The organism is Gilliamella apicola, assembly GCF_003202655.1.
GTDB classification, from domain to species: Bacteria; Pseudomonadota; Gammaproteobacteria; order Enterobacterales; family Orbaceae; genus Gilliamella; species Gilliamella apicola_R.
Genome location: NZ_QGLR01000009.1, coordinates 395,777 through 409,436 on the forward strand (window position 1 = coordinate 395,777; position 13,660 = coordinate 409,436).

A 13,660-nucleotide genomic window follows, 5' to 3' on the forward strand; every position below is an offset into this window, starting at 1 on the left:
TTTTGTGACTTATATCACATAATTATTTTTTTAGTTCTGCTCTTAATCGTTCGATGTGAATTGTTAAGTATAAACTTTCATCGTCAGATAGCGGATGTTGATATTGTTGAATTAAATGTAAATCTATCTGTTTGGTGCAAAAATAGGCTTGTTCATATTTTTCACGGATAATCTCGTACAATGTGGAATCTTGTTGAACAGGTTTACCTTGGCTTAGAATGCGATGCGCGAAAAACTTCAAATGTGTCACAAATCTCTGATAGGAAAGGCTATTTTCGTCATATTCGAACCGAAAATGATACTTAACGATATTTAAAATTTCGCGCATGATTTTGGTCATATTGACGATATTTGGCATGGTATCATTAAGTTCAGCATTTACAATATGAAACGTAATAAATCCAGCTTCATCTTCATGTAGTTCTACACCGAGACGCTTTTTAATCACATCTAAAGCATATAGCCCAATTTCGTACTCTTTAGGATAGAATTTTTTTATCTCCCAAATAAAGTTATTGGGAATATCAAATCCTTGTTTATGCCGTTCTATAGCAAAATAAATATGATCGGTTAATGAAATATAGATACTATCTTGTAATTTATTGCCTAAAAATTGTTTGGCATGATTGATAATAATATCGGATGTGGTATGAACTTCGATCGGGATCTCAGAAAGCAGTTCAGCAAATTTTGGCAGTATTTCCTGATTATGCAAAGAAAACTGTTTTTCGATAAGTTTAGGATCGATTAGGTCACCTTCCCGTTTTTTAAAGCCTACTCCTCGGCCAGTAACAATCAATTCATTTCCTTTGGGATCTAAAGTCACTACAACATTATTATTTAATATTTTATGAACTTTCATTAGATTCAGTCTAAATTTTAAGATTGGGTTATTATCTATCGCTGATTGAAAATGGAAAGCAGTAATATAAAAAAATGTGACTGACTTCATAATTTTGAAAAAAATAAATTGATTATTCTCAAAAAAAGTCATCAAAAACAGACAAAAAACCCGATAGGCAGGGCATATCGGGTTTAAGATTAGATGAATAACTTAATCTATTATTGGGCAAGCAATTTATTCATTGTTTGTATAAATTTGCTTGGATCACTTAACGAACCTTTTTCAGCAAGTAAAGCTTGATCTAATAGTAACTCGACCCAATCGCCAAATGCGACGTCGTCTTGAGTATCAGCTACACGTTTCACCAGTTGATGATCTGGATTAATTTCAAACGTATATTTGATTTCTGGCGCTTTTTGTCCTGCGGCGGCAAATAGTTTTGCCATTTGGGTTGACATTTCATCAGCAGCAGTAGTCACTATCGCAGGCGTATCAGTTAACCGATGGGTTAATTTAACTTCTTTAACTTTGTCGCCTAATACTTTTTTAACACGTTCAATAAATGGTTCAAGCTCTTTTTCAACTTGTTTTTGTTCATCACTATTTTGATCGGCTAACTTTTCGATTGATTCGTCAGATTTACTGATAGATTGGAACTGTTTGCCATCAAATTCAGTTAAATTGCTCATCATCCACTCGTCAATACGATCAGAAAGCAATAACACCTCAATACCTTTTTTACGGAATAACTCAAGGTGAGGACTATTTTTCGCTGCACCGTAGCTATCAGCAGTAATATAATAGATCTTCTCTTGACTTTCTTGCATACGGCTGAGGTAATCTTCTAGCGATACGGTTTGTGCATCACTATCGCTTTGCGTGGTTGTAAAGCGTAATAATTTCATAATCGCTTCACGATTTGCATAGTCTTCGCCAGTACCTTCTTTTAAGACTAAGCCAAATTCACTCCAAAATTGTTGATATTGTTCTTTATCATCTTTGGCAAGTTTGTCTAGCATTTGTAAAACACGTTTAGTACATGCATTACGTAGGTTTTGCGTGACTTTGTTATCTTGTAAAATTTCGCGCGATACGTTCAATGGTAAATCATTTGAATCAATTAGGCCTTTTACAAAACGTAAGTAATTCGGCATAAATTGTTCAGCATCGTCCATAATAAATACACGTTGCACATATAGTTTTAAACCATGTTTATTATCACGATTCCACATATCCCAAGGTGCTTTAGATGGAATATAAAGTAAACTAGTGTATTCTTGTTTACCTTCAACACGATTGTGACTCCAGCTTAATGGATCAGCGAAATCATGTGAAATATGTTTATAAAACTCTTTATACTCATCATCACTCACTTCTGACTTACTGCGAGTCCAAAGTGCTTGTGCTTTGTTGACTTTTTCCCACTTAACTTCTTTGCTCTCTTCGTCAGTGGTTTGCACTTCAACGGGTAATGAGATGTGATCAGAATATTTGCTGATAATTGAACGTAGGCGCCAATCATCTAGAAACTCTTTTTCATCCTCTTTTAAATGTAAAGTGATTTCAGTACCACGGGTTTCTTTTTCTGCATCAGAAATAGTGTATTCACCTTCACCGGCTGATTCCCACATTACCGCTTGATCAGCATTTGCTGTAGCAGCACGGGTTTTTACTGTTACCTTATCGGCTACAATAAATGCAGAATAGAAGCCAACCCCAAATTGACCAATCAATTGACTGTCTTTAGCCTGATCACTACCGATTGATTCTAAGAAGGCTTTAGTACCTGATTTGGCGATCGTCCCTAAATTTTCGATGACTTCATCACGTGTCATACCAATACCATTATCAGCAATGGTTAAGGTGCCGGCCTCTTTATTGGTTGAAATACGAACACCAAGCTCAGCATCACCCGCATATAAATTTGCATTTTCCAGTGCTTTAAAACGCAGTTTGTCGGCTGCATCAGAAGCATTTGAAATAAGTTCTCTTAAAAAAATCTCTTTATTTGAATATAAAGAGTGAATCATTAAATGCAGAATTTGTTTAACTTCGGATTGAAATCCACGCGTTTCAGTTCCTTGCTTACTCATTGACTAATACCTCAACTATATTTAGTAAACTCAATTAAAAATCATCGGTAACGATGAGTTAGATTTTAATTGATTAACTTTGACATAATGTTTTGATTAATTGTTGTAATGCAATATGGGAATGAAAAAAGTAATTTCAAGAGACAATATGGTTATAAATAATTGATTGCTGATTTTTTAATTCATTATGCAAAAAAAAGCCCTGATAGTTATCAGGGCTACTGTTGATAATTAAATTATCGAGTTTCTGGTAAAAATCCACAAATTAAAATTAGAACCACGGCAACCGGAATAACGACGCGAGTTAACACAGTCCACACACCAAACCAGAAGTTGCTTAAGTTAAGTTCTTTACGAATAACTTTTTGATTCATCATCCAAGCACCAAAGATAACGGTACCTAATCCTGTCACAGGTAACATAATTTTACTGGTTAGATAATCAAGTAGGTCAAAAATACCTTTATCAAATAGTTTAACATCTGCCCATTCATTGAATGATAAAATACAAGCGATACCTAAAGCCCAAATTAAAACACTACTGACAACTGTTGCTGTTTTACGGCCCATTGGAGTTTTTTCTTCTAAAAGCTCTACTGTTGGTTCAAGTAGTGAAATTGATGAGGTTAATGCAGCAAAAGTTAGGAAGATAAAGAATAAGCAACCTAAAATCGATCCGGCAGCCATATTACCAAAAGCAATTGGTAAGGTTACAAAGATAAGACCAGGACCTGAACCCGCTTCTAATCCATTAGCAAATACTAATGGGAAGATTGCCATACCTGATAACATCGCAACGATTACGTCTAAAATGACCACAGTACGAGCCGTAGACAATAAGTTCACATCTTTTCCAAGATAAGAACCATAAGCCATCATAATCCCCATACCTAAAGACAAGCTAAAGAATGCATGACCTAAAGCCGCTAAAATTGCTGTGCCATTTAATGCAGACCAGTTTGGTGTGAATAAGAAATCAAATGCTTTGCCAAATGATGATCCACTTACGATTGCCGCATAAGCAACTAAGATTAACAATAGAACCCCTAAACCTGGCATCATTACTTTACAAGCACGCTCTAAACCAGCGCCAACACCCATTGCAACAATAATGGTATTAGCTGCCATAAATACGGTATGCCAGATTAATAAGCTATTGGTATTACCAAGGAAGCTACTAAAGATTTGACCAGTGGCTTCACCATTTACGCCATTAAACGTGCCATTAATAGCTAAAAAGATATAATCGGTTGCCCAGCCACCAATTACACTATAAAACGAGAGAATCAAAAATGAGCCAAGTACACCAATGATGCCAACCCAACGCCATAATTTTGAGCGGCCTTCTGATACTGCAACATCTTCCATGGTATGAATTGGATTTTTTTGTCCGCGACGACCAATTAACCATTCTAAAACTAAAATAGGCAAGCCAATTACAAACATAAATAGTAAGTAGGTGAGCACAAATGCTGATCCACCCATTTCACCTGCCATATATGGAAATTTCCAAATATTACCTAAACCCACAGCAGAACCAGCAGCTGCAAGCATAAATCCCATGCGAGAGCTCCACTGTGAATGACTTTTCTTCATAGTACCTGTACTCATGAATATATTTTCCCTTGAGTTTTTTTTGATTAAATATTTAATTTCTAGTATCAGCCGAAGCCTAACTATTTTTAGATAAATTAAGCGCTAAATCATGCCATGAATTAAGTCTATAAACAAGAAGACATTATCATTTATAACGATAGTCAATAAAAAATTAAATGGTTAAAGTGGAGTTGAATGCTGTTTTGAAATGGTTTAGTGTAAAAAACAAGCAATAAAAATAGAGGAAATCTCTTCTGGGACGATTAAATTTATTCTTTTGCCAACCCTTTTTCGCGGGGGAAAATAAAGATTATAAAAATCATATTGTTGAAATTATACTTAAAAAAAGGGTTGTCAAAAGAATAAATGCACTATGTCTTTTGGCAAACAACATTTATAGTATATTGTGTTCTAGTTCACTGCCGTGTAGGTAGTTTAGAAAATTTAAACGAGTGGGCTTGAGTTTGAAATTACGTTCACTGCCGTGTAGGTAGTTTAGAAATGGTATGTGTGGTTGACCACCATAATTCAGATGTTCACTGCCGTGTAGGTAGTTTAGAAATCTAATGCATCATTACTAAATTTAACGCCATTGTTCACTGCCGTGTAGGTAGTTTAGAAAAAATAGAATCGGGAGGAAGGATCCAACCATAAGTTCACTGTCATAGGCTGAATTATAAAATTTTTAATAAAAATTATTTATTTAGCGAAAATTGTAAATAATCTATTACCATCAGTAATAGGAATTTAAGGGAGGATGGTATAAAAAACTTATTTTATGGATGATTTTTGCTCTTTTTTTGTTTTCAGCGATCATGAACTAGCATGTCTTGTTGTATGGACTATAAAAACTCAAACAGATCCTATTACTAAAAAGAAAGATGTAGAAATTATGGTTGTGGATTACAGCAAAAAAATAGAAGACGAAAGTGCAGGAATTTTATTTGATTGTAAATCTGTTACTCTTGTATCTTTGTCATTTGAAGAGCTTCCAAAAGAGAATCAAATAGGTACTTCAACAATAGTTATTCTGACGGTGGATAAAAATAAAAATGTAGAAAGATAATTATATGAATTTTGAATAATTATGATTTTAGTTTCAAAAAAGTTGAGGAACACATTGTTTTAAATCGTCTAATGTTGCTAATCATCAGCTCATCGCATATATTACATAAAATATTTACGTCTCTAAAAAGAATAGTCATGACACAAAATATCGATTTAAACGAGATAGATAAGTTTGCAAAACTTGCTACCCAATGGTGGGATCCCAATGGTCAATGCAAACCATTACATATTATTAATCCATTACGCGTGGATTATATAAAACAACAATCCGGTGATCTAAATGGAAAAAAAGTATTAGATGTTGGTTGTGGCGGGGGTATTTTGTCAGAGAGTCTAGCTAAACTAGCGGCTAATGTCACGGCAATTGATCTTGCTGAAGAGTCACTGGCAGTAGCAAAATTACATGCTGAGCAAAATGGCTTAGATATAAACTATCTGAATCAAACGGTAGAGCAGCATGTTGAACAATATCCTGCACACTATGATGTCATTACTTGTATGGAAATGCTAGAACATGTGCCTGATCCGTTTTCGATTATAAATGCTTGTGCCAAACTACTTAAACCGAACGGGCAACTTTATTTATCCACCATCAATCGCAACAATAAAGCCAAACTTATGCTGATTTATGGTGCGGAATATATTGCGCGTTTAGTGCCAAAAGGCACGCATGATTTTGATCGCTTTATTCGTCCTTCTGAATTAATGGATTGGGTTGAACATGCTCATTTAACCGTTAAAGATATTATTGGGATGGAGTATCATTTACTTAGTAACCAATTTCGTTTAGGCCGTAATGTTGATGTGAACTATATTTTAATGGCTGAAAAAAACGAGAGTGATTAAAAAGAGCGCAACAGTTAACTCCTGAAAAATAAATATAAAATTCTACTGGTCTTTTATATCAAAAGTAAGTAGAATACATCGGCAATATTTTATCAACAATCCAACTCAATGGTGAATATTGTCATGTCTCGTATAGTTAAAGAAGCCCTCACGTTCGATGATGTTTTATTAGTTCCAGCCCATTCAACTGTTTTACCCAATACTGCTGATATTACAACTCAACTGACGCAAACCATCAAATTAAACATTCCAATGCTATCTGCTGCAATGGATACCGTTACCGAAGCCGAACTTGCTATCGCTCTTGCTCAAGAAGGTGGCATTGGTTTTATCCATAAAAATATGTCAATTGAAGCTCAAGCTGAACATGTAAAGCGCGTTAAAAAACATGAAAGCGGCATAGTACAAGACCCAGTATCAGTACTACCAACGGCGACTATTAAACAAGTGATCGACTTAGCTAAGGAGTATGGCTTTGCAGGGTTTCCAGTTGTGACTGAATCACAAGAATTAGTTGGTATCATCACGGCTCGTGATGTTCGTTTTGCAACCGACTTATCACTTTCTGTGACGGCTGTGATGACACCGAAAGAGCGCTTAGTCACCGTTAAAGAAGGTGAATCACGAGAAAGCGTATTGAAAAAAATGCATGAACATCGTGTTGAAAAAGTTTTAGTGGTTGACGATAGATTCCACTTAAAAGGCATGATAACTGTTAAAGATTATAACAAAGCTGAACAGAAACCGAATGCTTGTAAAGACGAAAAAGGCCGTTTACGCGTTGGTGCCGCAGTTGGTGCAGGTGCTGGTAACGAAGAACGTATAGCTGCTTTGGTTGAAGCTGGGGTTGATGTTTTACTTATCGATTCATCACACGGCCATTCAGAAGGCGTACTTGAACGTATCCGCCAAGCAAGACAAGCTTATCCGAATTTACAAATTATTGGCGGTAACGTTGCCACTGGAGAAGGTGCTAAAGCACTAATTGACGCAGGCGTTAGTGCAGTAAAAGTGGGTATTGGCCCCGGTTCTATTTGTACCACTCGTATTGTAACCGGGGTAGGGGTGCCGCAAATTAGCGCCATAATGGATGCTGTCGAAGTAGCAAAACAACACAATATTCCGGTTATTGCTGATGGTGGAATCCGTTTTTCAGGTGATATTGCTAAAGCTATTGCAGCTGGTGCAGCTTGCGTTATGGTTGGCTCAATGTTTGCCGGAACAGAGGAGGCACCAGGCGAAATTGAATTATTCCAAGGTCGTGCTTATAAATCTTATCGAGGTATGGGATCTCTTGGTGCAATGGCAAAAGGATCATCTGATCGCTACTTCCAATCTGATAATGCTGCCGACAAACTAGTACCAGAAGGTATTGAGGGTCGAATCGCTTATAAAGGACTATTAAAAGAGATTATTCATCAACAAATGGGTGGCTTACGCTCATGCATGGGATTAACAGGTTGTGGCACTATCGATGAATTACGCACAAAATCGAAATTCTACCGCATTACTGGCGCAGGTATGAAAGAGAGTCATGTTCATGATGTTCTAATCACCAAAGAACCACCTAACTATCGAGCAGGCTAATAACGACAAATAAAAAGGGATTGAAGACAATCCCTTTTTATTTGTGAAAAATATTCATTAAAAGTATAGAAGCGGTTTTTTAAAAACTAACATTCCCCCATTACTAACCCTTTTTTTAACAAAAAATAAAATTATTAAAAATCAGATAAATATAAAGTCGCCAAAAAAAAGGGTTTTTGCAAATAAAAATCCACTTTTACTTTATGCCAACAATGTTTATAGTATGCTGTGTTCTAGTTCACTGCCGTGTAGGTAGTTTAGAAATTGCATTTCATGAATTTGAGCGCTTAAACTAGCTTTACTGCCGTGTAGGTAGTTTAGAAAATTCATAGCATTACGAAGCGGGCGGCTAACTCGTTCACTGCCGTGTAGGTAGCTTAGAAATTGTAGGTTACATAAAATGATGAAGTGTAACTTTAGAAAATCTAGATATTGTCAAATATATACCAGCTATTAATTTTTGTAATTTGTTTAAACTATCTTTACTCAAAAGATATAATTCCATATACTGACGAAATATGACTTTCAGTAATATTAAATAACTTTAGGTAAATATTAAGATAATCCATGAAAGCAAAACCAGCGACGATAATCAACAAAATTCAGGCTGAATTAATCCTTGCTCTTGAACAAAATAAAGAGTTAAGCGAGTTTGAGATAAAAAAATATCAAAGAGATGCAAATTCAATTTCTGATTATGTTGAGAGGAATCATGTCTTAGGTTTGTTATATACCATTGAAAAAAATGAATCTTTAATGCAGATGCATTTTGAACATGCATTATCTTTAAATGTAAATCTAACTGTATTATTTAATTATTTTACATCATTGATTTGTCTCTCGTGTTTTAGTAAATCAAAAGAAATTTTATATAAATACAAAGATGATTTAAATACCAGTGATTTGCTCATAAAAGCTTTAAATGTGGCCTCAACTTATTTAGATAATGATATGGCTGAATTTATTTGTAAAAAAGCTATAATGATAAAATGCGATGAAGAAATAGTTAAAGCTTTAAATAATCATAAAAAACAGATTTAGCAAATAAGAGAAATGACAAACTGTTCAGATTATCATATTGAATTAATAGTAAATATTTGTTCAAACATTATTCGTAAATATAATCAAGAACCCGATTCACTTAGGTTAGAAATTATAGCTGGTGGGCATTATGTTATCGGTGTAGACACGGATAATCTTGATAAAATTGTCGATATGAATTTTGAATTAGCTGATAGAATTGTTGCCGAAAGTGAGTTAGATTCATGTAAATTAGTTGCTTTATTTCGACCACGTAGAAGGATTAATAAATGAGCGTATCAGGCGATGATTTTTTAAATTCAGCTCATGAGTTTCTCGACAAAAAACGTGAGATTGATTATAGGAATTTTATATCTCGTGGCTATTATGGTATGTATCATAAAATTCTATCAGTTTTGAATTATATGCCTAATGTTTCTGGCTCTCATCATTCTGCACTAATTGAGTATCTTAGCAATTCATCACAACATAAAAATGAACCTTATGATTCCATGAAATTAAAGTCATTAGGTTATATAATGTTTCAAGAAAGGTTATCTCGAAATAAAGCTGATTATGAACTGGATTGTGAAGAGTTTAACGAGGATATTGTTGAATTAAGCAAGAAAACACACAAAAGATTTAATGAAACAATAGAACAATTACAAAAATGCTGTCATTGACATATTGTTTACTGCCGTGTAGGTAGTTTAGAAATCTTTCCACTCTTCGCCACCCCATTTTTTATAGTTCACTGCCGTGTAGGTAGTTTAGAAAAACAATAGAAACATACAGCAAAATGATTGAGGGTTCACTGCCGTGTAGGCAGTCATTTTCCTCAAAAACTGAGGAAAATTTCTATAAGATTCAGATTAGTATTTACAACGTGATAATTAATAATAACATTTACAAAAGTTAACAATTTAAATTTCAAAAGCGTTTGCATAGATTTTTTCTATTACTATACTTAGTAACTATTATTAATTCAAAATTAGGTTGGCATTTAATGATTTATATCATAACATATATGATATAAATCATTAAGTTAATTGACATGAATGTCTTTATTTATTATAACATGGAACAACTAACCACTAGCCAAATCAACCCTTTAAATTCAGCTAATTTGACTAATAAACCAATCATTTTACTTTTATTTACATTATTTTTTTTAGCTATTAGTCAAAAAAGCCAAGCAATCACAGCACATACTGTAAATACCATTATTGGTAGTAAACCGAAAGTTATCGATATGGAAGTGGCTGCAAAAAAACATGGCTTTAACTTAAATGGTGTTTTTTATAGCTCAAACACGCATAATTTAAGCGATACAGGTGTTAATGAATTTGATGGTTTAACAAAATTTAGTGATTTTCTTATTAAGGACTATTCTGCAAGTGATTTAGATAATTCCTCTAATTATATTGATTCTGATGGCGATAGTATTCGTATTAATATGCCTTTTGTCGTCGAACAAACAATTTACAATTGGTTTGACAATAATGGTAGAAAAATTCCCGATAGCGATAAACAGCATATGATTGGTTGCGGAAGTGGTTATGCGATGCCATTAACGTTGACAATAACAACCTCAGTAAAAACTTATTCTGAATATGGTAACCCGAATGAAAGCGAGGCAGCGGAGATAACTAAAATATATAAAATCGCCCCTACAGGTGATGTATGTTATCTTAAACCAAATTCAACTAAAGTTTTTCCTACAGCGCAATGGCGTGGTAGTGATGCACAAGGGAATATGTACCCATGGAATTCAGGTCCCATAAAACGAGATCCCAATCATGGTGGTGGCTATACTGAAGATTTTATTGTTGATAAAGGTTTTAGAGCTAGGCCAATTATTTCAGATAAACCCTTTCCTACTACAGGTTTCCCTGGTGCAGAATTTCAATTAATAATGAATTATTCTCAAGACAATTATATTTATAGTGTAGCGGTTAATCCTGGTAATGTAGCAACAGTTGATCAAACCGGTAATGTTCTGTTAAGAGCTAAACCACCAGCAGGTAATGGTGATATCGTTGTCCGAGCCACATTAAAATCATCTCCTGACAAATATTTTGATTATAAATTTAATCCAACTTCCGTTTGGATAGAACCTCAGAGTGCGGGGCGTTATGATTGGCAGACTGCATTTTACCGATTTTGCGGAGGTATTGATGGCTTCCCGACTCGTAAAGATTATTCTAACTCACCTGTAGTTAATGTTGGTCCTAATTGGAATCGTAATGGTAAATGGAATTTTTCTACTCGGGCAATTGCTCAAGGACTTTATCCTGAGTGGGGATATATAAATCGTCGTAGTTATCCAAATTCCAACTGGGAGTGGGATGCAACGACTTATTTTACTAAAGATCCTAATTCTGCTACACAATACTTCATTGTTTATCTACATGATGGTGGGCTATTGCCTGCTCCTCGCCCTGCGGGAGATACCGCTGGAGATAATGTTGCGTATATTGCTTGTAGAAAATAACATTTTTTAAACTAGGTTATGCTTTATTGTCATCGATGCTTGACCTAATAAGTTATCGCAAAACAGATATCATTGATCTTTATTGATATTGTAGCGAAATGGCGCACGGATATCATGGAATCAAATAGTATTAGTTAAACAATGAACTACGCCAGACATTAAAAAACTGAATTAGTTTTTCAGCGACTTTTGAAAAGTATTTTTCGACTACATTCCATTACATTTTTCAAAGCGTAAATAGCTTATAATTTCAATGAAAGCAGCAAACTTTATTACCATGCCTCTAAATATTGTGTTTTTTTACTTTAGTGCTGCTTCTATTTGCTTATGCGGTACTGAAACGATAGCAAAACTAATCTAATATATTATTACTATGGCTAAGAGCTTTTTTATCTATAAGGTCTGGAAGATTTAATCCGATAGTCATAAAAAAAGACCGCGTCGTTATCTGACGCCGTCTTTTAATTCAATTAGCTTAACACACCCTTGACAAACAAGCACTATATTCTAAAAAGCTATTTGATTTTAATTATTTTTCAATTTTCTTTTCAAATCTGACAGAATAGCCCATTCCTCTTTTACTGTAGGCCATTTTAGCTTGATAACAAGGAAAGGTATTGGTAATTTGACGTTCTAAATTATTTTTTTGACTCCATTCTAATTTTTGCGCGTCTAAGGCAGCTATTTTATCAGCACATGAATTAAAGGTATTAATGAATTCCTCATCATTTTCAGTGAAGAATTTTACATGTTTATCACTTTCTCTATCCCAAGCGTCTTCCCAACTTTTTCTACAGGCGTTGGAAGAGTAGATATCTTCAGCACAATAAATTGATTTTTTGGCTTCGACTGTTTGGATATCAGCGTTAGCTAAATCTTCTTTGGCTTTTTCTTCTAAAACTAACTCAGCAACGCTACAGTTTGAATTTGGTCGTTTATCTAATTTACATAAAGAACCCATTTGCTCTTTAATACCCTCAAATGGTAATTTTATTAACTCTTTTTTACCTTCATCAACTTTTTCGTTATAGATTATTTTCCAAGCTTTACATTTAGGAGAACGTGTTGAGAATAAGGCATTGCACTCATCAACTTTTAAATATTCATTGATCGACTCTTGCCATGATTTGCCCGCTACTTGGTTTTTTATCGCTGTTAGTTCGGTTTCTAAAGCTTGTTTTTGCTCTGCTTCTTTACGTTCTTGTTCTAATTTTTCTTGTTGTTTTCGATCTTCCGTAATAGCACTATCCGCCGCTAGACATTCTGGGTCTTGTGTTGTTTTTGTAAACAATTTTTCATCATTTTCCTTCATAGCTTTGTATAAAGTTTTATCGCACTCATTTAATTTTTCTTTAGCGGAATCAATATGTTTTGAATAGTACTCTTGATTTTTTTCTTCACATCCAGCCAAAGCTAAACTGGCTAATAATAAAAGTGCTAGCACTTTTAGGTCTTTCATCATCTCTCCTATTTAACATAATCAAAAAGTTAAGTAATAATTATTATATATATTGTTGGGTATAATTCTAAATGTTAGAAAAAAAGATAAAGCACAATTTTTTTATAGCCTTTAATGTAAAGAGTATTTATTATAGCATTTACCTTTAGTTTGCAAGATACACAATAACGATAGATTTGAAAAGTGATTTTTGTTTATGCACATGCTATATCAATATAAGTCAATTGGATTTAAGTTATTGAAAAATTGTGAAGAATTTTTAAAACCTAAAATCTCCCCACAATTTCCACGGAATTGGTTTTAAGGGGGGTAATATTGCATTAAACTTAACAAAAATTAACAAAAGTTAACAATTAAACAGTCAAAATAAGTTGCATCGTTTTTTTCAATCACTATACTTTTATAGCATATCGATATAAATGAATAAGTTTTATACCGATTGGGCTGAAATTATTAAATAAATCATTAAATTAAATTGACAAGGATATCTGATATGGATTATAATTTTCAACACGCAACACGCAACACGCAACCTGCCTAACTTATAATTTAAATTCCTTAAAGTTAAGCTTAGATAGTTTATTTCATCACTGTGGCTTATTTTTTCAGCAATTTCGACAAAATTTCTCAAATCTCCTTGGTTTAGCCTTTTTA

The 13,660-nt window shown here is 34.0% G+C and carries 11 protein-coding genes; 7 read left to right on the forward strand and 4 right to left on the reverse strand.

Annotated features, from left to right (window positions below; all coding sequences use genetic code 11):
• Window positions 1–22: 22 nt before the first annotated feature.
• From licT to DKK70_RS06395, 3 genes are all read right to left on the reverse strand, one after another.
• Complete coding sequence (gene licT / locus DKK70_RS06385) at window positions 23–862, reverse strand: BglG family transcription antiterminator LicT (RefSeq protein ID WP_110433541.1); 840 nt, start codon at window positions 860–862, stop codon at window positions 23–25.
• Window positions 863–1,062: 200 nt separating this feature from the next.
• Entirely contained in the window at window positions 1,063–2,937 is a 1,875-nt protein-coding gene (gene htpG, locus DKK70_RS06390) for a molecular chaperone HtpG (RefSeq protein WP_110433237.1), read from the reverse strand.
• Window positions 2,938–3,173: 236 nt separating this feature from the next.
• Window positions 3,174–4,547, reverse strand: coding sequence for a sodium-dependent transporter (locus DKK70_RS06395; protein WP_219999699.1), 1,374 nt, complete (start codon window positions 4,545–4,547; stop codon window positions 3,174–3,176).
• A gap of 763 nt (window positions 4,548–5,310) precedes the next feature.
• On the opposite strand from DKK70_RS06395, the gene DKK70_RS06400 reads away from it, so the two are divergent.
• From DKK70_RS06400 to DKK70_RS06430, 7 genes are all read left to right on the forward strand, one after another.
• A complete protein-coding gene (locus tag DKK70_RS06400; protein ID WP_110433238.1) occupies window positions 5,311–5,598 on the forward strand; it encodes a hypothetical protein in 288 nt (95 codons plus the stop codon).
• 71 nt (window positions 5,599–5,669) lie between these two features.
• On the forward strand, window positions 5,670–6,446 hold the full coding sequence (ubiG, locus tag DKK70_RS06405; RefSeq protein ID WP_110433239.1) for a bifunctional 2-polyprenyl-6-hydroxyphenol methylase/3-demethylubiquinol 3-O-methyltransferase UbiG: 777 nt from the start codon (window positions 5,670–5,672) through the stop codon (window positions 6,444–6,446).
• A gap of 123 nt (window positions 6,447–6,569) precedes the next feature.
• Window positions 6,570–8,033: an IMP dehydrogenase gene (gene guaB, locus DKK70_RS06410; RefSeq protein WP_110433240.1), complete on the forward strand. Its 1,464-nt coding sequence runs from the start codon at window positions 6,570–6,572 to the stop codon at window positions 8,031–8,033.
• Between the two features lie 567 nt (window positions 8,034–8,600).
• Window positions 8,601–9,074, forward strand: coding sequence for a hypothetical protein (locus DKK70_RS06415; protein ID WP_110433241.1), 474 nt, complete (start codon window positions 8,601–8,603; stop codon window positions 9,072–9,074).
• A 12-nt stretch (window positions 9,075–9,086) separates the two neighbouring features.
• Complete coding sequence (locus DKK70_RS06420; protein WP_110433242.1) at window positions 9,087–9,347, forward strand: hypothetical protein; 261 nt, start codon at window positions 9,087–9,089, stop codon at window positions 9,345–9,347.
• A complete protein-coding gene (locus tag DKK70_RS06425; RefSeq protein WP_110433243.1) occupies window positions 9,344–9,736 on the forward strand; it encodes a hypothetical protein in 393 nt (130 codons plus the stop codon). The genes DKK70_RS06420 and DKK70_RS06425 overlap by 4 nt, the downstream gene beginning before the upstream one ends.
• Window positions 9,737–10,131: 395 nt before the next feature.
• A complete protein-coding gene (locus DKK70_RS06430) occupies window positions 10,132–11,547 on the forward strand; it encodes a hypothetical protein (RefSeq protein ID WP_181415931.1) in 1,416 nt (471 codons plus the stop codon).
• 529 nt (window positions 11,548–12,076) lie between these two features.
• Here the strand turns inward: DKK70_RS06430 and DKK70_RS06435 are convergent.
• Complete coding sequence (locus DKK70_RS06435; protein ID WP_181415932.1) at window positions 12,077–13,009, reverse strand: hypothetical protein; 933 nt, start codon at window positions 13,007–13,009, stop codon at window positions 12,077–12,079.
• Window positions 13,010–13,660 lie beyond the last annotated feature (651 nt).